The sequence below is a fragment of the Kitasatospora sp. SC0581 genome (genome assembly GCF_048159585.1).
GTDB lineage: Bacteria > Actinomycetota > Actinomycetes > Streptomycetales > Streptomycetaceae > Kitasatospora.
In genome coordinates this window covers 92505-113742 of the sequence record NZ_JBLRWA010000013.1, presented here as the reverse complement: position 1 = coordinate 113742, position 21238 = coordinate 92505, and the positions used below count along the sequence as shown (strand labels likewise).

The window sequence follows — 21238 nt, the reverse complement described above, 5'->3', positions numbered from 1 at the left end:
GGTGGTCCGCGCTCCGGGGCCGGTGGCCTAGGCTCACGGGCATGGTGCCGTTCCGGCAGTTCCTGCTGAAGATCCACAGTCGGTGCAACCTGGCCTGCGACTACTGCTACGTGTACGAGGGCGCGGACCAGAGCTGGCGCGGGCGGCCGCGGCGGATGGAGCTCGCGACCGTCCGCCGCACCGCCCGGCGGATCGACGAGCACGCGGCCGAGCACGGGCTGGACGAGGTGTCCGTGGTGCTGCACGGCGGCGAGCCGCTGCTCGTCGGCGCGGCCCATCTGGACGCGCTGCTCGGCGAGTTGGCGGCCGTCCGGCCCCGGGTGCGGTTCACCGTGCAGACCAACGGGCTGCGGCTGCTGGACGAACCGGCACTGCTCGACGTGCTGCACCGCCACCGGGTCGCCGTCGGGGTCTCGCTGGACGGCACCCCGGCCGGCCACGACCGGCACCGCCGGCTGCCCTCCGGCGCGGGCAGCTGGGCGCGCACCGCCGAGGCGGTGCGGCTGCTCGGCTCCGACCGGCACCGGGAGCTGTTCGCCGGCCTGCTGTGCGTCGTCGACCTGGCCTCCGACCCGGTCGCCACCTACGAGGCGCTGCTGGAGTTCGCGCCGCCCCGGCTCGACCTGCTGCTGCCGCACGCGACCTGGCGGGAGCCGCCGCCGGGCGCCCCGCCCCGGACGGTGCCGCACGCGCCGCCGACGGGCACGGAGCCCGCGCCGTACGGGGAGTGGCTGATCGCCGCCTTCGACCGCTGGTACGGCGCGCCGCGCCGGGAGACCGGGGTGCGGCTGTTCGAGGAGCTGGCGGTGCTGCTGCTCGGCGGGCGGGCCGCCAGCGAGGCGGTCGGGCTGGCGCCCGTCGACCTGGTGGTGGTCGAGACGGACGGGGCGATCGAGCAGGCGGACAGCCTCAAGGTGGCCTACGACGGCGCCCCGGGGACCGGTCTGGACGTGTGGCGGCACGGCTTCGCCCGGGCGGGCGCCCACCCGGCCTTCCGGGCCCGCCAGCGCGGCCTCGCGGGCCTCGGGCCGGTCTGCGCCGGCTGCCCGCTGGCCCGGGTCTGCGGCGGGGGGCTGTACGCCCACCGGTACGCGGCGGGCGGCTTCGGGCAGCCGTCGGTGTACTGCGCGGACCTGGACCGGCTGATCCGGCACATGGCGGGGAGGCTGCGGGCGGGGGTGGCGGAGCTGGCGGGGGCGCCCGGGCAGGCGGCGGTCGGGTCGGTGGGTCGGGAGCGTCGAGGGGCCCCTCGGCTCACCCGTCCGGGTCATGCCCGGCCGCCGTCCGGCTGATCCGTCCCGGCGCGGGGAGACCGCGCGCGGTCGGGGCGGGTTGGGCGATGGGCCGGCCGACCGGGCCGGAGGCCGTACGCACGAGGAGGAACGGTGGCGGGGACGGACGAGGTGGTGGCGGCCGGGGTGCCGGTCGCGCGCGGGGCGGACGGGCTGCCCCGGCACGGGGTGGACCGGGCGACGTTCCGGGCGGTCGCGGGCGCGCGCGGCGGGCCGGAGGCCGTCCGGCTGCTGCGCGCCGGGCAGTTGAGCAAGCGGGCGCTGCTGCTGCTGGCGCTGCGCCGGGCGGTGCCGGGGCACGACGGCTACCGGGAGGCGTACGCCCGGGTGCGGGCGCTGCAGCGGAGCGACCGGGCGCGCTGGGAAGAGGTGCTGCTGCGGCCCGAGTTGGACGCCTGGGCGGCCGACTGCCTGCGTGGCGCGGCGGCGGGGGAGGACGTCCCGCTCGGCGGGCTGGGCGAGTTCCTCCGCCCGGCCCCGGGCCCGGCCCTCACGCTGGAGTGCGACGGGCTGCGCTGGGCGCCGTCGCTCGACCACGCCGGTCCGCGCCGGGTGGACTACGGGCGCCCGCCGGCCGGTCCGCTGGGCAGTGCGGAACTCGCCCTCTGGGAGCGGCGGTTGGCCGAGGCCTGGGAGATCCTGGTGCGCCGCCACCGCCCCCACGCACGGGCCGTCGCGGCCTGCGTGGCCACCGTCGTGCCGCTGCGGCCCGCCCCCGGCGGGGAGGCGGTCAGCGCCGCCGCCCGGCGGGCGTACGGCGCGGTGGCGGCCTCGCTGCCGGACGATCCGGTGCTGCTGGCGCTGGCCCTGGTGCACGAGTTCCTGCACGTCCAACTCGGTGCCCTGCTGGACCTGGTGCCGCTGCACCGCCCCAACGGCCCGGCCGCCTACCACGCCCCCTGGCGGCCCGACCCGCGCCCGGCCGGGGCGCTGCTCCAGGGGGCGTACGCGCACCTGGGGGTGGCGGACTTCTGGCGGGCGGAGGCGGCTGCGGGGGCGGGCGACCTCGCACGTGCGCGGGGGGAGTCCGTCCGCTGGCGGACACACACCCTGAGCGCCGGGGAGACGCTCCTGAGCTGCGGCGAACTGACGGCGGCGGGGCTGGAGTTCACCGGGGAGCTGGTGCGGGCCGTCCGGGCGCTCGGCGGGCCGGGGGAATGAATCCGGCTTGCCGGATGCTTGGCCCGGCGGGGCGATTGTTCCGGTGCTTCCCGGGGCACTCCCGGGGTGTGACCAGGGGCTGGTCCGTGTGGTTGTTCGGGCACGGGCCACGGCGACGCGCTTCGGCGCGCGCCACGGCGAAGTGCGCGACCGCTGAACGGGTGAATTCTGGGGGCCCAAAGCGCTGTCGTACGACGTCGGCAGCCCGGGGAGCCCAACGTGAGTCCGCAAGGTGCCGCGCGGAGTCTTCGCGGGCACTACATTGGTCGCAACCGGGTGGGCTTACCCACCCTCGGCAGGTCCTAACCGCGCCTAAGGAAACGAATATGACTCCGGTAACCAGCACCAGGCCGGCCGGCAAGCTCACTGACCCTCAGGAGACGCCGGAACGCCCCTCGCTCGCCGACCTCGCCGCACTCGGCGCGGAAGAGCTCGCCTCCCGGCTCCAGCGCGCGCTCCCCGGCGCGGACTCCGGCCTCGTGCCGGTCGCAGCCTTCAACTCCTCGATCTGACCCGGCCCGGAACTCCCGGCGGAGCCCAGGCCGAGCAGACCGAGCCGATCGAAGCGAACCGGACAGTTCCATGACGACGTCGATTCCGCTGCCGTTGACACAGTTCGTGGTCAAGATGCACAGCAGGTGCGATCTGGCCTGCGACCACTGCTACGTCTACGAACACGCGGACAGCAGCTGGCGGTCCCGGCCGAAGGTCATCGCGGACGGGATCCTGGCCAAGGCCGCCGAGCGCATCGGCGAGCACGCGGCCGCCCACCGGCTGCCCGCCGTCCGGGTCGTCCTGCACGGGGGAGAACCCCTGCTCGCCGGCCCGGACCGCTTGCGCCGCGCCGCCGAGGCGCTCCGGGCGGCACTCCCGCCCGGCTGCGCCCTCGACCTGCGCATCCACACCAACGGCGTGCTGCTGAACCGGGACTTCTGCGCGCTGTTCGCGGAGCAGGAGATCAAGGTCGGCATCTCGCTGGACGGCGACAAGGCCGCCAACGACCGCCACCGGCGGTTCGCCGACGGACGCAGCAGCCACCCGCAGGTGCTGCGGGCCGTCGCGCTGCTGAACGAACCCGGGTACCGGCACCTGTTCGCCGGGCTGCTGTGCACGATGGACGTCCGGAACGACCCGGTGGCCGTGTACCGGGCGCTGGCCGAACTCCGGCCGCCCGCCGTGGACTTCCTGCTCCCGCACGCCACCTGGGACGAGCCGCCCGGGCGCCCCGCCGAGCTGGGTGCCACCCCGTACGCCGACTGGCTGCTGACCGTCCACGGGCTGTGGGACGCGGACGGGCAGCCGTTCGCCGTACGGACCTTCGAGTCCGTGCACCGGACCCTGCGGGGGTTCTCCAGCCTCACCGAGTCGCTCGGACTGGAGCCCTCCGACCTGGCCGTCCTGGAGACGGACGGGACCTTCGAGCAGGCCGACAGCCTGAAGACCGCGTACGACGGCGCGCCCGCCACCGGGATGAACGTTTTCGCGCACAGCCTCGACGACCTCGCCCGCCACCCCGGCATCGCCGCCCGGCAGTCCGGCCTGGCCGGACTGAGCGAGGCCTGCCGCGCCTGCTCCGTGGTCCGCTCCTGCGGTGGCGGGCTGTACGCCCACCGCTATCGGAGCGACGATGGGGGAGGCAGCTTCGACCATCCCTCCGTCTACTGCGGTGATCTCATGACGTTCATCAAGGGCATTGCGGGGAGCGGGAGTTCCGGCGACGGTGTGCCCGCGCAGCCGGCCGGGGTGCCCGGGGTGCCCGGTGCGCCGTCGCCGGAGGCCGAACCGCTGCTGCCCGGCGCGCTCGCCCCGTCGCAACTCGACGAACTCGCGCGCGGATACGGGAGCGCGGAGACCGTCGCCGCGCTCGGCCGCTCCCAACTCGCCCTCACCCGGGCGATGCTGGCCGCCGCCTGGGACGCCTCCGGACAGGGGCGGGCCGAAGCGTGGACCCTGCTGGCCGAGCTCGACACGGCGGCCCCCGCCGCCGTGGACGCCGTCCTCGGCCACCCGTACGCCCGCGCCTGGGCGGCCCGCCGCCTCGCCGGGGACCTCCAGGCCGGACTCGGCCCGCTGACCGCGCTCGCCGCGGCGGCCGCCGTGCGGGCCGGCCGGGGCGACGCCGTGGCCGTGCCCGTACGCGGCGGCTGGCTGCACCTGCCGACGCTCGGCCGGATCGCCGTACCCGACGGCGAGGCCGTGGTCACCGGGCGGGCGGGCGGCCTCGCGGTCCGGGCGTCCGACGGCACGGTACGCACCGAACTGGACGAACCGCTGCGGAGGGTCCGGCTGGCCGGCGGCTGGACGGTCGCCCTGGAGGACGCCGACCCGCTGCGCGACTGCCACGACCACCCCGTCGCGGACCACCTCTCCGAGAGCGAACTGCTCGACTGGACGGGCGCGTTGCGCGAAGCCTGGGAGCTGCTCGGGCGCGACCTGCCCGGGTACGCGGAAGGCATCCGGGCCGGCCTGACGACGGTCACCCCGTTGCGGCCGGGTCCGACCGGCCGGGACGTCAGCTCGGCGGCCCGGCAGGCGTACGGCGCCGTCGGCATCGCCCGGCCCGCCACCGCGCCGACCCTCGCCCTGCTGCTCGCGCACGAGTTCCAGCACGTCAAACTCGGCGCGGTGCTGGACCTGACCGACCTGTACGACCGCGCCGACCCCACCCTGTACTTCGCCCCCTGGCGGCCCGACCCCCGGCCGCTCGAAGGGCTGCTCCAGGGCACGTACGCCCACCTGGCCGTCACCGAGTACTGGGGCACCCGCACCCTGGCGTACGACGGACTGCCGGGCACGGCCGCCGACCGGGCGCGGGAGCAGTTCGCGCTCTGGCGGCGGTACACCGCCGAGGCCGTGGAGCGGCTGGCGACCTCCGGAGCCCTGACCGGGACCGGCTTGCGCTTCGCCGACGGCATGCGTGCCACCGTGGCACCCTGGCTCGACCTGTCGCTGCCCGCCGCCGCCGAGCAGGCGGCCGACCGGGTACGGCGGGAACGGGCCGGGGTCTGACCTCCCACCCGCGCCGCCCCGGGACCTCCCCCGCCCGGGGCCCTCACCCCCCGGGAGACGCCATCCTCACCGAACCCCGCGCCGGCGGCGGCGTCGCCGTCGCCTCCCCCGTCCACCCCCTCGTCCGCGACCTCGCCGACCTCGGGGTCCGTCCCGGCACGGTGCTGCACGTCCAGGCATCGCTGCGCTCCCTCGGACCGGTGCCCGGCGGGGCGGCCGGGGTGGTCGAGGCCCTGCTCGACGCCCTGGGCCCCGACGGCACCCTCGTCGCCTACACCGCCACGCCCGAGAACTCCGCCACCTCCCGCATCCACCAGTCCGCCACCGCCGGTCTCTCCCCGGCGGAGGTGGCCGACTACCAGGCCCGGATGCCCCGCTTCGACCCGGCCACCACCCCGGCCTCGCCCTCCATGGGGGCGCTGTCGGAAGCCGTCCGCTCCTGGCCGGGCGCCCTGCGCAGCCGGCACCCGCAGACCTCCTGGGCCGCCGTGGGCCGGCTCGCCCACGAGGTCACCGCCCACCACCCGCTCACCTCCCACCTCGGCCCGGAGTCGCCGCTCGGACGGCTCTACGACCTGGACGCCCGGGTGCTGATGCTCGGCGTCCCGATGGACCGCTTCACCGCCTTCCACCTCGCCGACCTGCGCATGCCCGACGTGACCGTGCGCGAGTACCGGTGCGTCGGCGTGGACGGCTGGACCACCTTCCGGGCCCCCGACCTGGACGACCTCCACTTCGGCCGCCTCGGCGCCGAGGTCCTGCGCACCGCCCGCAGCGTCACCACGGCCCGCATCGGCGCCGCCGACTGCCGGTTGGTGCCGGTGCGGGAGGCCGTCGACCTGGCCGAGGCCGTCCTGCGGCGCGGCCGCCCCTGAAACCCGCTCCTCGTTCCCACCGCTGACAAGAGATCCCGCCGTTTCCCACCCCCCGCCCCCACACCCACCCCTCCGCCCCACCCCGCCCCCGTCGCCGCTTCGGCTCCGCCGAAGCGGCGACGGGGCTCCAACCTCATTGCGTGCGTAGGAAGTCGGCCCCGCCGACTTCCTACGCACGCTGTCCTCCCGATCGGTTTGGCGGCTCCTGGGCCCCACGGCTGCGAGCAAGGTGCCCCTATTCGTCAGTGTGACGCAACCGGGTTGGAAGCCGCTTGCCCAGCCTGCGGCGTCTGACATGCTGATGGTCCGTCGAGAGGGGTCGCAGCGATGCAGTGGAAGATCCACGGGGAACGTCCGATCTACGAGAACCCTTGGGTGAACCTGTGGTTGGCCGACGTCGAGCAGCCTGACGGGCGCCGCTGGGAGTACCACGTGGTCAAGCTGCGGCACCTGGCCGTGGCCGCCATCGTGAACAGCGAGAAGCAGGTCCTCATGATGTGGCGGCACCGCTTCATCACCGACACCTGGGCCTGGGAACTCCCGATGGGCCTGGTCGAGCCGGATGAGACCCCGGCGGAGGCTGCGGCCCGTGAAGCACTGGAGGAGACCGGCTGGAAGGTCTCGGACGTGAAGCCGCTGATCTACGCGCAGCCGGCGAACGGGATCACCGACTCGGAGCACTTCGTCTTCCGGGCCGACGCCGCGGAGTACGTGGGACCGCCGACCGAGCGCAACGAGTCCGACCGGATCGAGTGGATTCCCCTGTCCGATCTGCGCGGCATGATCAACCGTCGCGAGATCGTCAGCAGTGGCACGCTCGTGGGCGTGCTCCACCTGCTGCTGGACGAGGCTGGCCTTTGATCAGCCGGCCGCACTGGTGATCCGGTCGGCCAACGTCGCTACTGAGGCATTGGCCCGGTAGGGCCTGAGCAGGTGGCGGAACTCCTGGAGGTGGGCGACCACTCGGGGGGACTCGATCACTGCCGCGAGATCGGCGGCTTCCGTGGCGGTCGCGCACGCCAACTCGACCTGCCGCTGCTGGAGCTGGGTGCGTGCGAGCCAAAAACTGTGGAACGCGCGGCCCCGGAGGTTCGTCGTCGGTTCGGCCCGTAAGGCTTCGGCGATGAGGGGTTCGGCGGCGGTCGCGTCTCCCAGCTGGCCGAGGGCGATGCCGGTGTCCACAGTGAGCTTGGTGCGGTCGAAGTACTCGACCCATGCGGGGTCGTCGTCCCCCTCGCGGATGCGCTCGAAGTGCTGTTGCGCCTCGGTGATCGCGCGGTGGGTCGACGCCTGGTCGTGTGCGCTCGCGTGGCCGAAGGCTTCGCGCATCGACAGCATGGCCAGTAGCCTCGGCGTACCGCCGACAAGGCGCGCGCTGTCCTGCGCGGCTAGGGCGAGCGTGATCGCGTCCTGTGCCCTGTCCTGGTAGGTCGACTGGAGGCTGAGACAGGCCAACACGTTGGCGATGAAGGGGCGGTCGTCGATCTCTCGTGCGAGCCGAAGCGACTCAGTGAAGTATCCCTGCGCGGTGTTGTACTGCCGTGCGTCGAAGTACGTCCACCCTGTGAGGCGTGCGAGCTCGGCAGCGATGCCGTGCAGGCTGCGCCGGTAGTTGGGATCGGCGGTGTCGCGCATTATGCCCGTGACGTATCTGAGCTGACCGATTACCGCTGGCCGGAGCGCTTCGCCGCCGTGCTGGTCATCGCGCCGCCAGTAGTCCTCGATGGACGCTTGGAGGGACCGCAGGACGTTGGGCGTGACCCGCGTGCCCGCCGCGATGGCGAGGATGTTGTCGAGATCGCTGCCTGAACGCGAATCCACGACCGGCAACGGGGTACGGGCAGGCTCGACCACCGGTGTTGGGTCCCGGCGTGGGATCGGTGACGGTTCCCAACTGCGGTCCGCCAGGCCGAGCATCCGTCCCGGAATCCGTAGGCCGTCTGCGATGCGTTCGATGACGGTCATGTTGGTGATCTTCGGTCGGCCCTTCATCACCTCGCCCACCCTGCTGGGTGTCAGCTCGCACGCTCGGGCGACGCGTGAAGGGTGGAAACCGCATTTGCGCTTGGCGAGCTGGAAGATCAACGCGAAGTCTCTCTCCGCGCATGCCGCCACCATCTCGGGGTCCGTGAGCAGCCGACGCGGAAGCCCTGGTGACGGAGTGGACTCGCTCATGGCCAGCTGCCCCTCAGCGCAAGGAAGATCATTGCTCAGTGTCACGTGAGATAACTGACCGCGAGTTTACCCATCGTGGGTACACGCGCTGGCCTTATTTCGACACCACCTGCCACGGGATTCTGGGATCGCTTCCGGGAGGACGCCGGGAGCCCGACTGATGGAGGGGAGCGGTTCTACCGATGAGTCTGATCAAAACCGCCGACCCATCAGGTACCGAGCACATCGAGATCCCGGTAGTACGGTCTGGTGACCTCGGGTGCCTGCTCCATCTGCGCTGCCATCCCGAATCTGCGGGGACCGCACGCAAGTTGGTGACTACCGCTCTGACGGCATGGTCCCTTGAGTACCTTGCGGACGTGGCTGAGCTGCTGGTGACCGAACTGGTTGCCAACGCGGCCAAGCACACGGGGTGTTCGCGGATCTCCGTCTCGGTGGACCGACAGGAGGCGTCGGTGTGGGTGGGGGTCCGGGACTCGTCCCGCGCACTGCCGTGCCGCACGGAGCCGGAGGGTCAGGCGGAGTCCGGGTATGGCCTCGGCCTGGTGGAATCCCTCTCGTCCCGTTGGGGAGTGGACTGGGCCCCGTTCGGCAAGTGGGTCTGGTTCGCGCTGAGGACGGCGACGCCATGACCTCGGACGGAACTGGGGCTCGCGGCCAACACCATGGCGAGCGTCGTGATCCCGTTGGCGCGGTGCTGACGGGGGTCTGGGCGCTCGGTCACGTGGTCACGGTGTTCCTCCTAGGAACCGCCGCGGTGAACCAACTGGACGCCGACCACCACGGCCTGGCGCACATCTCGCTGGCGGCACCGGACCACGAGCCGCCGGCCTGAGCATTGGCTCACCTCAAGACTCCCCCCGGCCCCGACGACGACACCGGGGTCGGGGGGTCGCACCACCGTGACGGGGAGTGGACCCGCCACGCCCTACGGCAACGAAGGGAGGTGAACACCATGGAGGACTTCGCCCAGCTCGACCCCGAGCCGGAGGAGGAGGCCGTCGTCCTGGGAGACGCGGCGGTCCTGACGAAGGGCAGCAACAACCAGAGTGTTGAGGGCAAGCGCTCGCCCTACAACGCCTGACAGTACTGCGGCGGCACCTCACGACCCCCGGGGGGTGCCGCCGCACCACTCTCGCGCTCACTGCACGGAGGTGATCACATGAGCTTGTTCGGCGGGTCGATTTCCCGTTCTGCTCCGTCCCGGGTGCCGGTCGGTGCACGGGTTGTCTGGCGTGGGCCGTTGGCCTGGTCGGCAGGTGCTCCTGTGCGCTCGGCGAAGGAAACGGGTGGGCGGCGCCTGGCTGTGTTCGGCCCGTGCGGGGCGACGGACGCTGAGCTGATCCGCCTTGTCTGGTCTGCGGACCTACCTGCTCTGGACATGGCGGCTACGGCCTGGGCTGGCGCGTACACCCTGGTTTTCGATGACGGGTACGGCGTGTGCACGGTGTGGGCCGACCCGGCGGGCGCCGCCCCTGTCTACACCGCCCGGAGGGACGGGGCCCCGGTGTGGGCGTCGAGTTCGCTCGCGCTGGCCTCCCTGCTCGACGCCGAGCCCGATACTGCCTGGCTGGCCGCGTACCTGGCCAACCCGACCGGTTGGGTTCCCGGCCGGTCGGCGTGGACGGGAGTGGAGCAGGTACCGCCGGGACACCGCTGGTCGGCCACCGCCTCCGGCGTCTCCGGCTTCACCCCGTTCTGGCGGGTGCCCGAACTCGCCTGGGCCGATGCCGTGCGACGACTGCGTGCCGACCTGGCGGGCGGCGTCCGCATCCGGGTTTCCGGCCGTGCGGCCTCCTCCGATCTGTCGGGTGGCCTGGACTCCAGCACTCTGGCGGCCCTCGCCGCCCAATGCGGTCCGGTCACCGGTCTGACCTACCACCCCAAGGGCAGGGAGAGCGGTGGAGACATCGACCACGCCCGTGCCGTCGCCCGCGTGTTTCCCGTGATCCGCCACCGCTTCATGGCCCTGGGCCCGGAGCACCTGCCGTTCACCGGCCTCGGCTCCCTCCCGCTGACGGACGAACCAGCGCCGTCCGCCATGGTTCATGCCCAACTGGGCGCACAGCTCGACATGTTGGATTCGGAGGGCATTGACGTCCATCTGACGGGGGACGGTGGCGACTCATTGTTCATGCCACCGCCCGTGCACATGGCCGATCTGGCACGATCGGGCCGCTTCCTGCGCCTGGCCGGCGACGCACAGGCATGGGCGCGCCTCTACCGGTCAAGCCCCTGGACGGCGATGGCCGCCGCTTGCAATGCCCCGGGCAAGCTCGGTGGGGCATCGGCGCCAAGGCCGTGGCTCACCCGCTACTCGCTCGATCTGGCCGACGCCGTTACCGCTCCGTACTCGGAGGTGAATGGCCTCGGGTACGCGGACCGCCACCTCCTGGAGGAGGCCCGCTACGTCGGCCGCAGCGCCGCGACGGAGAACCAGCTCGCTGCCGCGCACGGCATCGAGATGCACAGCCCCTTCACAGACACCCGCATTGTGGAATCCGTCCTCGCCACACCTGCGCCCGAGCGATGGTCCGCGCACCGGTACAAGCCCCTGCTGACCGATGTTGCGGCTCGTCTCCTGCCTCCCGCTGTCCTCCAGCGGGGGGCCAAGGGGGTGTTCGCGGCCGACCACCACCACGGGTTGCGCGCGAACAAGGCTGGCGTCCTGGATCTCACGGGCGGCTACCTCGCGGACCTTGGCCTCGTCCACCCGGCGGCCCTGCGCTCGCTGCTGGGCAACGCCGTGCTCGGCGTTGACATCCCGTGGGGGCTGATCGAACCCGTCCTCGGCACGGAGCTGTGGCTCCGGTCCTCGACGGCTGCCGGACAGGCGGTTCAGTGGGAGGAGACAGCGTGACCACGCCCGTGCCGACTTCGCACACGCGCACCGCCCTGACCGGCCGGGCGGGCGTCGTCGTCAACTACCGGACCGGCGAGACGATCGTCCTCACGGGTGGGGCACTCGCTCGCTGGCTCGCTGCGCTGGAGCAGAGCTCGGCTCCGGTTCCGGTGACGGTCAGGGACTCGGAGGTGTCCTGGGGCACGAGCGAGTCCCCCGCCCGCCTGGAGGCGCTCGTCCCACCGCCGTTGGCCTGGCGCCTGGCTGCTGCTGCCGTGCTGGCGACGACCCTTGCCGTTCGCACCGCCGGCCGCCGGGGATCGAGGTTTGGCCGCCTGCGCCACCTCGCCGAACTCGGCGGGAACCTCCCGTTGCCGACAACGGCCCACGCCCGCCTGGCGATACGCTCGGTCCGCTGGGCCGCTCGTCCGTGCCCGGCCCGCGTCGCATGCCTGGAGGAGTCCACCGCGGCCTCGCTCCTGCTCGCGCTCGGCGGCCGTGGGGGTGCCTGGCGGCACGGGGTGGCCACCGACCCGATACGGCTGCACGCCTGGATCTGTGACGTTCACGGCCTGCCGGTCGAAGAACCCGAGCACACTGGCGACTACACGCCGATCAACGCACCAACCGACCTGGAACGAGGCCCCGATGCCCACTCCGAACATCCTGCTGCCCGGTAAGCGCGTCAGCCTGGCGATGACCAACCGTGACCACCTGACCGACTACCACCGCTGGGAGAATGACCCCGGCACGATCCTCGGTTTCGGCACGCAGGTCGCCCAGTCCTGGGAGGTCCGCGCCGGTGGCTGGGAGGCCCAGGGCCGCAACCGCGACTACCCCCAGTTCGAGGTGGTCACCGCCGACGGCCACACCCCGGTGGGCATCACGACCCTCCAGATCGATCCGGTCGTGCGGACCGCCGAGTACGTCATCCTCCTTGCCCCTGAGGCACGCGGGAAGGGCTTCGCCGCTGAGGCCACTGAGCTGACGCTCCGCTGGGCCTTCGAGTACACGGCCCTGCGCATGGTGTGGCTCAAGGTCCTGGAGCCGAACGCGGTGGGTGTCGCTGCCTACCAGAAGGCCGGGTTCCAGTCCGCCGGCCGACTGCGGCAGTCGGGTTACTGGCTGGGCCGTCCCTGCGACGAACTGCTGATGGACGCCGTTGCGGACGACTTCTTGTCTGATGCCAAGTCCGTCTGAGGCCGAAGGTTCGGCATCAGTCCTCCGTCGCCGCTTCGGTTCAGCCGAAGCGGCGACGCGGACCCAGCCCCATCGCGTGCGTGAGAAGTCGGCCAGGCCGACTTCCTGCGCGATGGTAGCCGCAAGGCTTGAAGGCTTATTCGAGGTCCGTTCCTCTCACTCGCTTCCGTGCCGGGCCCACCACTCGGCGAAGGGCACCGCACGGCTCAGGGCGAGGTCGCGGTACCCCAGCCACTTCTCGGTGGTCGACTCCCTGTCGGCGTCGACGAACGTGCCGCCGTCGCCGTAGCGCATGGTGATGACGGTGGATTCGTCGAACACCCAGAAGTCGGGAACACCATCGAGCGGATTCGGCTGGTCGGTGGTGTCGAGGATGAAGAACTCCTCCCCGGCGGTGGCGTTCTTGGCGTATCCCCAGCCGAGTTCGAACCGGAGGTAGGGGGTCAGCGGCCGGGAGAGGATGTGGACCCGGTACATGCGCTTCCCGCCGGCGGTGTTCGCCCGGACCTCATCCACCCACTCCTGGTTGTAGTCGGCCGGCTGCGGTTCACCATCGAGGAACGCGCGGAGGCTCGCCGCGTTCGATGACCCGCTGTAATCGTCAAGCGTTTCCAGTCGGAACGCCTCCCGCTGGAACGTCGAGAAGAGGTTCTCGAAGTCTTCGCCTGAGATGCTCACTGGGAATCCTCCGGCTGGGCTAGGGCTCAACTGCTACTGGGAGTAGATCAGTTGGCGGAGATGGAAGCGGTGGTAGACGGCCGTCGGTCGGGCTGGTCCGGGTCGAGTGTCACCCGAGCGTGTTCAGGAATTCGAGAAACGGTACGGAGTGGGCCAGGGCGAGCTCTTTCCACTCCTGGTACTGGCGCATGTCGCCGGTGACCAGTTCACGGTTGATCTGGGTGCCGTCAGGCCGGAAGTTCAGGTGGACGGCCGAGGAACCGTCGAACAGCCACCAGTCCTGGTCGGGGATCCCGAGATCCCGCTCGGTGGCGTCCAGGATCCGGATGTCCTCTCCCGCGGTGATGTTGCCGGGAATGCCCCAGGCGAACTGGTACCGCTGGTAGTCCGTGAGGGGCCGGCGCACCACGCGGACGCGGCCGATCGTCCGCCCGGAGGAGACGAAGCCGTGCACCCGCCGGTGCCACGCCGCGTTCTGCCCGGTCGGCTTCGGCTCGCCGCGCAGGAAACGCGCGAGGTTCTCGGCCTCCTTGGGCATGGTGTAGGCGGGCGGGGCCTCGAAGCGGAAGGCATCGTGCTGGTAGCCGTCGAAGTGGGTGCGCCACTGGTCACCGTCCAAGAGCACGGACAGCCTCCTCCAGGACGTGCCGGGGGATCTCAACGTCGGGCTCCCCGGCGGGCACTTTCAGGGCCGTGAAGTGGTCGAACTCGCCGGCCTTGGCGCTGCGGAGCCAGGCGGCGAGCTTGGTGGGGGTGGTGGCGACGATGGTGGTGGGGTCGTCCGACTCGCGGATGTAGACGAGGTCGCCAGCGGACGCGATTTCGACGCAGTCCGCCTTGTCGCCGCTGAAGCTCGACTTCTGCCAGTTGAGCTGTTCCTTGTCTACCTTTCCGGCGCTGTGTGACGGCTGGAGCAAGTCCGGTACAGCCTCTGCCGTGCGCGTGCTGCTGCCACGACGGCCCGTGTCCCAGGATGCCTGGTGTACGGGCCGAGAGGTTGCTCTCTGCGCGGGAAGTCGGCCCAGTCGACTTCCCACGCGAGGCTTTAGGCGGTTGTTGATCTGGGGGTGGGTGGGGAGATGGCTGGCGTCTTCGAGCGGTTCCGGGACCTGGCCGGGCGCTCGATGCGGAAGGTGTGGAGACGAGCCTTGCGCCGGGGCGGCGGGAGCGGCCGGTTGGCGGGGAGAAAACCAGGGGGGCGGGCGCCGGCACGGTGCTACGGTCGGGCGCCATGAGCTGGCTACCCGATGACTTCGTCCACCCCGTCCACGTGCCACTGCCCGGCGGGCGCCACCACCTGCGGCCGGTCCGGGAGGCGGACGCGCCGCTCGACTATCCGGCCGTGATGGGTTCGCGCGAGCGGCTGTGGACCGTCTTCGGTCCGGCCTGGGGCTGGCCCGCGGCCACCATGACCTTCGAGGCCAACCAGGCCGATCTGTTGCGGCACGAGAAGGAGATCGCCGCACACCAGTCGTTCAACTACGCGCTGCTCGACGAGGCGGAGACGGCCCTGCTCGGCTGCGTCTACATCGACCCGCCCGCGAAGACCGGCGCCGACGGCGAGATCGCCTGGTGGGTGGTGGACGACCTGGTGGGCAGCGAGGTCGAGCGGGCCCTGGACGCGCTGGTGCCGCAGTGGATCGCCGCCGACTGGCCGTTCGAGCAGCCGCGCTTCCTCGGCCGGGGGATCTCGTGGACTGACTGGCTCGCCTTGTCCGCACACCCCGACGCGTGAGCTGACCCGGAGGCCCCGTGCCCCGGTGGTCGAACTCGCCGGCCTTGGCGCTGTGGAGCCAGATGGCGAGCTTGGGGCGGGTAGTGGTGACGATGCGGGTCGGATCGTCGGACTCGCGGAGGTAGACCAGCTCACCGTCGGAGGCGATCTCAAGGCAGTTGGTGTTGGTGCCGCTGAAGCTCGACTTCTGCCAGTTGAGCTGTTCCATGTCTACCTTTCCGGCGCTGTGTGACGGCTGGAGCAAGTCCGGTACAGCCTCTGCCGTGCGTGTGCTGCTACCACGACGGCTCGTGTCCCAGGATGCCTGGCGTACGGGCCGAGAGCTTGCTCTCTGCGCGGGAAGTCGGCCCAGTCGACTTCCCGCGCGAGACTTTAGGGGGTTGTCGTTTTGGGGGTGAGTGGGGAGATGGCTGGCGTCTTCGAGGTGATGGGGCTTCTGCGGTCCACATTGGCGGTGTACCGGGAGGAGTTGGGGCTCCTGGATTGTGAGGTGCCGCAGGGCGGGGACGGCAGCTCGGTTCCGGCGGGGACGCCCGAGGGGGTCAGGGAGCTGATGGCGGCCAGTGACGGGCTCTACCTGGACCACTCGTGCCGGCTCTACCGGGCCGACGAGTTGGCCGACCGGCAGTGGGCGGAGGGGCTGGAGGGAGCGGGGCTGCCCGGTGGTGGGGTGCTGGAGGACGCGTCGCGGTTCTTCTACTTCGGGGAAGCCGCGTCGAGCCCGCTGCTGGTGGATCGCGACGGCAGCGTGTGGAGGGTGCCGGACGAGGGCTGCATCTGGTTCACCGGGTGCAGGGTCGAGCCTGTCGCGGGCAGTGTCGAGGAGTTCTTCTTCGAGTGGATCGCGGGGGAGCGCTTCCGGGACCTGGCCGGGCTCGATGCGGAGGGCGTGGAGACGAGCCACTGGTACCGCGTGCTGGGACTGGCGGGGCGAGTGGGTTGAACGGGGTCCCCGTGCCCGGCCCACCGCCGGGGCACGGGGGAGGGGAGTCAGGCTTCGGCGAGGTGGTCGAACTCGCCGGTCTTGGCGCTGTGGAGCCAGGCGGCCAGCTTGGTGGGCGTGGTGGTGACAATGTGGATGGGGTCGTCGGACTCGCGGATGTAGACGAGGTCGCCAGCGGACGCGATTTCGACGCAGTCTGCCCTGTCGCCGCTGAAGCTCGACTTCTGCCAGTTGAGCTGGCTCATGACTACCTACCTTGAATCTTGTACCGAACGTGCTGGATCAAGCCCCACGAGTCGCGATGGGAAGGCGACGAGGGCGTGGCCGTGTTCAGGGGCGGCAGGGCCAGTCCCCTGAGTCGCTCGAACCTACGTCGGAATGCGGCCACGTCCTCAGGATCTCCCAAGAAGTCTGAATCATGTGGATGTTCCAGCAGAACCGAGTCAAGGCGTACGTGAGCCCCGTGCATCAGGACGAACGGGGTCTCACTCCGGGAGTAGGTGGTGCAGTCGAACGAGAGGATCTGGACCGTGACATGGGGCAGCCTGCTGACCTCGATGAGGTGGTTCAGCTGGTCGCGCATGATGGTCGGTCCCCCGTACATCATGTGCAGAGCCGCTTCATGGATAACAGCGTGGAAGGGTGGGGCGTTTTCGACGGCGAGCAGCTCCTGTCGGCGCTGACGGAACTCGACCCTCTTCTCCGCGTAGTCGTGGATGATCTCGCTGTAGGCCTTGGTCTGGAGCAGGCCGGGAATCAGGAGCGTCTGGTAGCTGTCCAAGGCCGTCGCGCTCGCCTCTGCTTCGGCGAGATCGATCGCGGTGGGATGCACGTGAGGTTTGTAGTCGTTCCACCAGGCCGTCTTGGAACCCTTGCTCATGGCTGCAAGACCGGCTCGGTAGTCGGTGTCTGTGATCTCGCACAGATCAAGCCAGACATTCAATCGGTCAAGGTTGAGGCCCATCCGACCGGATTCGATGTGGCTGACCGCTGGCCCCTTCACGCCGATCGCCTGGCCGATCTCCAGCGCCGAGCGTCCGGCGGCATCACGTACACGGCGAAGCTCCTCGCCGAACCGGCGCTGACGTTCGCTGATCCCAGTCCTGAATGCCATCGGCGTGCCTTCCTCGCGGACCGTCACCTACGGACAGTGTAGATCCATGCGCAGAGCGTGTTGCCAACTTTGCCGAGAAGACCCTAAAGTTTCACTGCACTGCTCGCCGGATGAGGCGTCAGGTCTCTCCGTGCGTAGCTCATTTGAGCTGATGGGAGATTCCCCATGTGTGACCCCAACCTCAACTCCCCCTCCCTCACCGTGTCCCGCGAGGTGTTGCGCGACGCGATGGAGCGCGCCGGGTACCCCGACCCGGTCATCGGGGACGCCGAACTCGCGCTCATGGAGCTGGTCGTGAACGCGTGGCGGCACGGGCTGACGGCCTCGCCGGTCGTCACGGTCGTCTACTCCGGCAGCACCCTCCGCGTCACCGTCGCCGACCGCAGTTCGGAGCTGCCGAAGCATCAGAAGTTCGGTCTGCTCGCCGAGTCGGGGCGGGGGTTGCAGCTGATCGAGGGGCTCATGCACCGCTGGGGTGTCGAGCCGCAGAAGCTCGGGAAGCGGGTCTGGTTCGAGCTGGACCTGGTCGCGTGAACGCCCTCTATCCCATCCGGCCGGCCGATCCCGCGATCCGGCACCTCACCAGTCGGCAGATCGCCGGCCTGATCGTGGAACTCCGCGCCGAGGGGCGCGAGTTCGGCCTGCTCTGGCCGTCCGCCCAGCCCGGGGAGACCGTCCTGAACGGGCAGGTCCTGGTCTCGCTCGGCAATGTTCCGGCCAGCACGCTGATCAACCTGCTCGCGCTCGTCCGCGAGTTCAGGCAGTACCGGTAGCGGGCGCACGCGGGCTCCGTCCGTCGGACGGGGCCCGCGCCCGTGCGGTCAGTATCCGGCCGTGAAGCCGGTGGCGAGGATGTCGAGCCTGGCCAGCAGGGCATCGGCGAGCGGGCGGTCCGCGCCGGCGGCGAGCCAGCGGCCGAGGGTCGTGATGTAGGTGTCGAACACCAGGTCGGCGACGGATGCCGGGTCGAACTCCGGCCGGATCTCGCCCTGTTCGGCTCCCCGGGTGGTGGCGGTGACGAACGCCTGCGGCGTCGTGGTGCCGAGGGCGAAGGCGGCGTGGAGGACTCCGCTGTCGTGCAGGTCCTTGGCCAGCGCGTACTCCCGCTCGTTGAGCTCCGCGAGGGTGCGCAGGGCGTCGGCGAGCGCATCGATGACGGAGTCGCCGGTGGATGCGCTCGCCTCGTCCTGCCGGTCCAGCACCTCGTGCCGCTGCTGGACCCAGGCGGTGACGAAGTCCTCCTTGCGGCGGAAGTGGTTGAAGGCCGTCTGGCGTCCCACGTCCGCGCGTTCGGCGATGTGGTCGTAGGTGGTGGCCGCGTACCCCTGGGTGGCGAACAGCTCCAGGGCTGCCGTCAGGAGCCGTTCCCGGGTCGCGGTGCGGCGCTGGTCGTGTCGGTTGGGAGGAGAGGTCACAAGGGGAGCGTACTTGAATCCATTGATGGACTGGAGTACATGTTGGTACTCCAGTCCAATCAGTGAGGAGGCCTACCCATGGCCGTCCCGTACACCCTCGGCCTGCACGAGATCGCCCCGGACACCTACGCCTACCTGCAGCCCAACGGCTCCTGGGGCCTGAGCAACGCCGGGCTGATCGCCTCCGGCGACGAGGCCCTGCTCGTCGACACCCTGTTCACCGTCCCGCAGACCCGCGAGCTGCTCGACGCCGTCGCGCGCGCCCTGCCGCACGTCACCATCGGCACGCTGGTCAACAGCCACAGCGACGGCGACCACTGGTGGGGCAACCAGCTCCTCCCGGACGTCGTGACCATCGCCTCCGAGGCCGCCGCGGCCGAGATGCGCGCCGACCATCTGCACGCGGTGGTCGCCGCGCCGGGTGACCTCCGGCTGCCGAAGGTCGTCCAGCGGATGCGGGAGACCTTCGACTTCGGCGGCATCACCCCGACCCCGCCGAACCGGACCTTCACCGGCGAGCTGGACGTGGCCGTCGGGCGGCGCACCGTCCGGCTGATCGAGGTCGGCCCCGCCCACACCCAGGGCGACATCCTGGTCCAACTGCCCGACACCGGTGTGCTGTTCGCCGGGGACCTGCTGTTCATCGGCGGCCACCCGGTGATCCACAGCGGCCCGATCGGCAACTGGATCGCCGTCTGCGACCGCATCCTCGACCTGGACGTCGATACGATCGTGCCCGGGCACGGGCCGGTCGTCGGCAAGCCCGAGGTCCGCTCCTTCCGCGACTACCTGGAGCGGGTCCGCGACCATGCCGAGCGCACCCACCGGGCGGGCGTGCCGGTGCTGCGCGCCGCACGGGAGATGGACCTGATCGGCCTCGCCGACCTGGCCGACCCCGAGCGGCTGGTCCTCAACATCGGCGCCGTCCACCGCGAACTCAACGGCGACGGAACCCCGGGCGAGATGGAACTCCTGGGCCTCCTGGACGCGTACGAGCCCGCCCCGCTGCTGGCCCCGCGGGCCGGGGCCGAGGTCGCCGCCGAGGTCACCGCGCTGGCCGCGGGCCTGCCGGGCATCGTCCGGCAGCTGTTCCCGGCTGAGGGAGCCGGGCCGCTGGAGGGCTTCCCGGTGCCCAACGTGCTGGCCACCATCGGGCACCACCCCGACCTGCTGACCAGCCTGGCGCCGCTGCTCGCCCTGCTCAACCAGGGCACGATCCCGCCCCGCGAACGGGAGTTGGCCGTTCTGCGCACCGCACACCGCACCGGTTCGACGTACGAGTGGCAGCACCACGTCCGGCTCGGCGGCCTCGCCGGGCTGAGCGGGCCCGAGATCGCCCGCGTCCCGGAGGGGCCGGACCACCCCGACTGGGCCGAGACCGACCGCGTCCTGCTGCGGGCCGTCGACGAGCTGCACGACGGGCACGCGCTCTCCCCGGCCACCTGGGAGGCACTGGCGGACAGCCACTCCGCGCTGCGGCTGCTGGAGCTGCTGGCGCTGGTCGGGACGTACCGGATGGTGGCCGGAATCCTCAACTCCTGCCGGGTCCCCGTCGACGGCTGGCTCTCCGGGGCCGGCGCGTAGGGGCGGCAGCAGGAGCGGGCGCGTAGGGCACATGCCCGGCGCGCGCAGGGAACGCTCACCCGCCGTTGTCCGTGCCCGCTCCTACGATCGCCGCGTGCCCGACGCCTTCACCGTCCTGTGGACCCAGCCGACCTGCCGCGCCCTGCGCAAGGCCGGCCACGTGGGTGCCCGGCCCCCGGTCGCCTTCAGCGGGGTGCACACCTCGCTGCCCGCCTGGTCGGGGGCCCGGGCCGGGGACGAGGTGTACGCGCTGCACGTCAACCGGTGTGAGGTGTTCGTGGTGAGCCGGATGCGGGTGGTCGACCGGGAGCGGGGCGACTGCTGCGGCGCCGCCGCCGCGAGCTGGGACGACCCGGCGTTCCCCGGGCACGAGGCCTGGTCGATGCTCGGCGCCGGCGGCTGCGGCGCCTCGGCGGTGCACGTGGACGCGACGCCGGTGCGCTTCGACCGGCCGGTGCCGGGCGAGCTGCTGGAGCGGCTCACCTGGCGCAACCGCCGCAACCGGACGCGGAACCTGAAGCACGTGGTGGACGGCCGCCTCGAACGGGCGGTCGGCCTCCAGGGGTTCTACCGCCTGGCACCGGAGTCGGCCGACGAGCTGGCGGGGCTCGTCGGCTCCTGACGGAGCGGGTGCGGCAGGGTGCGTCCGGCGGGCTACGGCGTGACGGGTTCCAGCCGAAGTCGCCGGGAGGGCCAGGGGGCCGGCTCGGCGGGGCCGAACCAGACGCGGACGTCCTCGCCGGTGCGGACGGGCAGCCGGGGGAAGTCGTTCTCGGCGTGCTCGGTGCGGTGCAACGCGTGGGCCGGGAGCAGGTGTTCGGTGGCGAAGGCGTCGAAGGCGGCGGCGTCGGCCGGGTGGCAGACGGTGGCGAGGACCTCGCGGGCGCCCGCGGGCGGGGTGAAGCAGGGGCCGCGCAGCAGCAGGACGTCGTCGCTGTCGACCATGGTGGCGTTGGCCGCGTCGCGGTGCTCCCGCCAGACCGGGCCGCCGTAGAAGGCCTCCAGGGCGCGCCGCCGGCCGGCCATGTCGGGGAAGGCGCGCAGCCAGACGAAGCGGTCCGGGTCGTCCAGGTCGCGGAAGCGGCCGCCGACGGTGATGCCGACCGCCTGCTGGCCGGTCACGAACTCGCGCTCGAACAGCTCGATCAGGGTCTCCCGGGCGCCGGGGTGCAGGGTGTACCGGCGGAGTTCGACGACGGGGCTCATGCGGCGGCC

26 protein-coding genes and 1 pseudogene are annotated in these 21238 nt (G+C 71.6%); 18 read left to right on the top strand and 9 right to left on the bottom strand.

The window, feature by feature from the left end:
• Nucleotides 1-41 precede the first annotated feature (41 nt).
• The 6 genes from ACLWS4_RS21215 to ACLWS4_RS21190 all read left to right on the top strand — a co-directional run bounded on the left by ACLWS4_RS21215 (nt 42) and on the right by ACLWS4_RS21190 (nt 7198).
• Nucleotides 42-1292, top strand: a complete 1251-nt coding sequence (locus ACLWS4_RS21215) for an FxsB family cyclophane-forming radical SAM/SPASM peptide maturase (RefSeq protein WP_416874911.1) — start codon at nt 42-44, stop codon at nt 1290-1292.
• A gap of 93 nt (nt 1293-1385) precedes the next feature.
• Complete coding sequence (locus ACLWS4_RS21210) at nt 1386-2453, top strand: aKG-HExxH-type peptide beta-hydroxylase (RefSeq protein ID WP_416874910.1); 1068 nt, start codon at nt 1386-1388, stop codon at nt 2451-2453.
• Between the two features lie 326 nt (nt 2454-2779).
• Nucleotides 2780-2965: a hypothetical protein gene (locus ACLWS4_RS21205; RefSeq protein WP_049660424.1), complete on the top strand. Its 186-nt coding sequence runs from the start codon at nt 2780-2782 to the stop codon at nt 2963-2965.
• A 70-nt stretch (nt 2966-3035) separates the two neighbouring features.
• Nucleotides 3036-5462, top strand: coding sequence for an FxsB family cyclophane-forming radical SAM/SPASM peptide maturase (locus ACLWS4_RS21200; RefSeq protein ID WP_416874909.1), 2427 nt, complete (start codon nt 3036-3038; stop codon nt 5460-5462).
• A 161-nt stretch (nt 5463-5623) separates the two neighbouring features.
• Nucleotides 5624-6337, top strand: coding sequence for an aminoglycoside N(3)-acetyltransferase (locus ACLWS4_RS21195; RefSeq protein WP_416874908.1), 714 nt, complete (start codon nt 5624-5626; stop codon nt 6335-6337).
• Nucleotides 6338-6664: 327 nt separating this feature from the next.
• On the top strand, nt 6665-7198 hold the full coding sequence (locus tag ACLWS4_RS21190; protein WP_074005475.1) for an NUDIX domain-containing protein: 534 nt from the start codon (nt 6665-6667) through the stop codon (nt 7196-7198).
• Here ACLWS4_RS21190 and ACLWS4_RS21185 read toward each other — a convergent pair whose 3' ends face one another.
• A complete protein-coding gene (locus ACLWS4_RS21185) occupies nt 7199-8512 on the bottom strand; it encodes a hypothetical protein (RefSeq protein ID WP_416874907.1) in 1314 nt (437 codons plus the stop codon).
• A 182-nt stretch (nt 8513-8694) separates the two neighbouring features.
• On the opposite strand from ACLWS4_RS21185, the gene ACLWS4_RS21180 reads away from it, so the two are divergent.
• From ACLWS4_RS21180 to ACLWS4_RS21155, 6 genes are all read left to right on the top strand, one after another.
• A complete protein-coding gene (locus tag ACLWS4_RS21180) occupies nt 8695-9144 on the top strand; it encodes an ATP-binding protein (protein ID WP_380781932.1) in 450 nt (149 codons plus the stop codon).
• 62 nt (nt 9145-9206) lie between these two features.
• Entirely contained in the window at nt 9207-9347 is a 141-nt protein-coding gene (locus tag ACLWS4_RS21175; RefSeq protein WP_158077778.1) for a hypothetical protein, read from the top strand.
• A 120-nt stretch (nt 9348-9467) separates the two neighbouring features.
• A complete protein-coding gene (locus ACLWS4_RS21170; protein WP_380781940.1) occupies nt 9468-9596 on the top strand; it encodes an albusnodin family lasso peptide in 129 nt (42 codons plus the stop codon).
• A gap of 78 nt (nt 9597-9674) precedes the next feature.
• A complete protein-coding gene (locus ACLWS4_RS21165) occupies nt 9675-11372 on the top strand; it encodes an albusnodin/ikarugamycin family macrolactam cyclase (protein ID WP_416874906.1) in 1698 nt (565 codons plus the stop codon).
• Nucleotides 11369-12034 carry a lasso peptide biosynthesis B2 protein gene (locus tag ACLWS4_RS21160; protein ID WP_416874905.1) on the top strand — a complete coding sequence of 222 codons (666 nt, stop codon included), beginning with the start codon at nt 11369-11371 and terminating at the stop codon, nt 12032-12034. Before ACLWS4_RS21165 ends, ACLWS4_RS21160 begins: the two co-directional genes overlap by 4 nt.
• On the top strand, nt 12003-12554 hold the full coding sequence (locus tag ACLWS4_RS21155) for a GNAT family N-acetyltransferase (protein WP_416874904.1): 552 nt from the start codon (nt 12003-12005) through the stop codon (nt 12552-12554). Before ACLWS4_RS21160 ends, ACLWS4_RS21155 begins: the two co-directional genes overlap by 32 nt.
• A gap of 156 nt (nt 12555-12710) precedes the next feature.
• Here the strand turns inward: ACLWS4_RS21155 and ACLWS4_RS21150 are convergent, their stop codons facing one another.
• The 3 genes from ACLWS4_RS21150 to ACLWS4_RS21140 form a co-directional block, all read right to left on the bottom strand.
• Entirely contained in the window at nt 12711-13232 is a 522-nt protein-coding gene (locus ACLWS4_RS21150) for a DUF6879 family protein (RefSeq protein WP_388049173.1), read from the bottom strand.
• Nucleotides 13233-13341: 109 nt separating this feature from the next.
• Entirely contained in the window at nt 13342-13857 is a 516-nt protein-coding gene (locus ACLWS4_RS21145) for a DUF6879 family protein (protein ID WP_416874903.1), read from the bottom strand.
• Nucleotides 13841-14149, bottom strand: a complete 309-nt coding sequence (locus ACLWS4_RS21140; protein ID WP_416874902.1) for a DUF397 domain-containing protein — start codon at nt 14147-14149, stop codon at nt 13841-13843. The genes ACLWS4_RS21145 and ACLWS4_RS21140 overlap by 17 nt, the downstream gene beginning before the upstream one ends.
• Nucleotides 14150-14463: 314 nt before the next feature.
• On the opposite strand from ACLWS4_RS21140, the gene ACLWS4_RS21135 reads away from it, so the two are divergent.
• Complete coding sequence (locus tag ACLWS4_RS21135; protein WP_074005482.1) at nt 14464-14967, top strand: GNAT family N-acetyltransferase; 504 nt, start codon at nt 14464-14466, stop codon at nt 14965-14967.
• Nucleotides 14968-15046: 79 nt separating this feature from the next.
• On the opposite strand, the pseudogene ACLWS4_RS21130 reads toward ACLWS4_RS21135, so the two are convergent.
• Nucleotides 15047-15175 (bottom strand): annotated as a pseudogene (locus ACLWS4_RS21130) (DUF397 domain-containing protein); the annotation flags it as partial.
• Nucleotides 15176-15373: 198 nt separating this feature from the next.
• On the opposite strand from ACLWS4_RS21130, the gene ACLWS4_RS21125 reads away from it, so the two are divergent.
• Nucleotides 15374-15910 carry a hypothetical protein gene (locus ACLWS4_RS21125; RefSeq protein WP_380781860.1) on the top strand — a complete coding sequence of 179 codons (537 nt, stop codon included), beginning with the start codon at nt 15374-15376 and terminating at the stop codon, nt 15908-15910.
• Between the two features lie 47 nt (nt 15911-15957).
• On the opposite strand, the gene ACLWS4_RS21120 is transcribed toward ACLWS4_RS21125, so the two are convergent.
• The gene (locus ACLWS4_RS21120) at nt 15958-16155 is read right to left on the bottom strand and encodes a DUF397 domain-containing protein (protein WP_416874901.1); all 198 of its coding nucleotides are present in this window, start codon (nt 16153-16155) and stop codon (nt 15958-15960) included.
• 2 nt (nt 16156-16157) lie between these two features.
• On the bottom strand, nt 16158-17051 hold the full coding sequence (locus ACLWS4_RS21115) for a helix-turn-helix domain-containing protein (protein WP_143204701.1): 894 nt from the start codon (nt 17049-17051) through the stop codon (nt 16158-16160).
• Nucleotides 17052-17189: 138 nt separating this feature from the next.
• On the opposite strand from ACLWS4_RS21115, the gene ACLWS4_RS21110 reads away from it, so the two are divergent.
• A complete protein-coding gene (locus ACLWS4_RS21110; protein ID WP_074005487.1) occupies nt 17190-17558 on the top strand; it encodes an ATP-binding protein in 369 nt (122 codons plus the stop codon).
• Nucleotides 17555-17797, top strand: coding sequence for a hypothetical protein (locus ACLWS4_RS21105; protein WP_375876465.1), 243 nt, complete (start codon nt 17555-17557; stop codon nt 17795-17797). Before ACLWS4_RS21110 ends, ACLWS4_RS21105 begins: the two co-directional genes overlap by 4 nt.
• 48 nt (nt 17798-17845) lie before the next feature.
• On the opposite strand, the gene ACLWS4_RS21100 is transcribed toward ACLWS4_RS21105, so the two are convergent.
• Nucleotides 17846-18439 (bottom strand): TetR/AcrR family transcriptional regulator, encoded by a 594-nt coding sequence (locus tag ACLWS4_RS21100; protein WP_375876466.1) that lies wholly within the window; start codon nt 18437-18439, stop codon nt 17846-17848.
• Nucleotides 18440-18517: 78 nt separating this feature from the next.
• Here ACLWS4_RS21100 and ACLWS4_RS21095 point away from each other — a divergent pair, with 78 nt between their 5' ends.
• Together ACLWS4_RS21095 and ACLWS4_RS21090 are read left to right on the top strand one after the other, a co-directional pair.
• The gene (locus ACLWS4_RS21095) at nt 18518-20023 is read left to right on the top strand and encodes an MBL fold metallo-hydrolase (RefSeq protein WP_416874900.1); all 1506 of its coding nucleotides are present in this window, start codon (nt 18518-18520) and stop codon (nt 20021-20023) included.
• Nucleotides 20024-20117: 94 nt separating this feature from the next.
• Complete coding sequence (locus ACLWS4_RS21090; protein WP_117489136.1) at nt 20118-20645, top strand: hypothetical protein; 528 nt, start codon at nt 20118-20120, stop codon at nt 20643-20645.
• 32 nt (nt 20646-20677) lie between these two features.
• On the opposite strand, the gene ACLWS4_RS21085 is transcribed toward ACLWS4_RS21090, so the two are convergent.
• Complete coding sequence (locus ACLWS4_RS21085) at nt 20678-21229, bottom strand: NIPSNAP family protein (RefSeq protein ID WP_387830427.1); 552 nt, start codon at nt 21227-21229, stop codon at nt 20678-20680.
• Nucleotides 21230-21238 lie beyond the last annotated feature (9 nt).

Excerpts from the sequence above, each read along its gene's own strand:
- ACLWS4_RS21155 (WP_416874904.1), top strand. The coding sequence starts at position 12,003 with ATGCCCACTCCGAACATCCTGCTGCCCGGTAAGCGCGTCAGCCTGGCG.
- ACLWS4_RS21205 (WP_049660424.1), top strand. The coding sequence starts at position 2,780 with ATGACTCCGGTAACCAGCACCAGGCCGGCCGGCAAGCTCACTGACCCT.
- ACLWS4_RS21180 (WP_380781932.1), top strand. The coding sequence starts at position 8,695 with ATGAGTCTGATCAAAACCGCCGACCCATCAGGTACCGAGCACATCGAG.
- ACLWS4_RS21120 (WP_416874901.1), bottom strand. The coding sequence starts at position 16,155 with ATGAGCCAGCTCAACTGGCAGAAGTCGAGCTTCAGCGGCGACAGGGCA.
- ACLWS4_RS21170 (WP_380781940.1), top strand. The coding sequence starts at position 9,468 with ATGGAGGACTTCGCCCAGCTCGACCCCGAGCCGGAGGAGGAGGCCGTC.
- ACLWS4_RS21085 (WP_387830427.1), bottom strand. The coding sequence starts at position 21,229 with ATGAGCCCCGTCGTCGAACTCCGCCGGTACACCCTGCACCCCGGCGCC.
- ACLWS4_RS21095 (WP_416874900.1), top strand. The coding sequence starts at position 18,518 with ATGGCCGTCCCGTACACCCTCGGCCTGCACGAGATCGCCCCGGACACC.
- ACLWS4_RS21215 (WP_416874911.1), top strand. The coding sequence starts at position 42 with ATGGTGCCGTTCCGGCAGTTCCTGCTGAAGATCCACAGTCGGTGCAAC.
- ACLWS4_RS21110 (WP_074005487.1), top strand. The coding sequence starts at position 17,190 with ATGTGTGACCCCAACCTCAACTCCCCCTCCCTCACCGTGTCCCGCGAG.
- ACLWS4_RS21125 (WP_380781860.1), top strand. The coding sequence starts at position 15,374 with ATGGCTGGCGTCTTCGAGGTGATGGGGCTTCTGCGGTCCACATTGGCG.
- ACLWS4_RS21165 (WP_416874906.1), top strand. The coding sequence starts at position 9,675 with ATGAGCTTGTTCGGCGGGTCGATTTCCCGTTCTGCTCCGTCCCGGGTG.
- ACLWS4_RS21135 (WP_074005482.1), top strand. The coding sequence starts at position 14,464 with ATGAGCTGGCTACCCGATGACTTCGTCCACCCCGTCCACGTGCCACTG.
- ACLWS4_RS21185 (WP_416874907.1), bottom strand. The coding sequence starts at position 8,512 with ATGAGCGAGTCCACTCCGTCACCAGGGCTTCCGCGTCGGCTGCTCACG.
- ACLWS4_RS21200 (WP_416874909.1), top strand. The coding sequence starts at position 3,036 with ATGACGACGTCGATTCCGCTGCCGTTGACACAGTTCGTGGTCAAGATG.
- ACLWS4_RS21190 (WP_074005475.1), top strand. The coding sequence starts at position 6,665 with ATGCAGTGGAAGATCCACGGGGAACGTCCGATCTACGAGAACCCTTGG.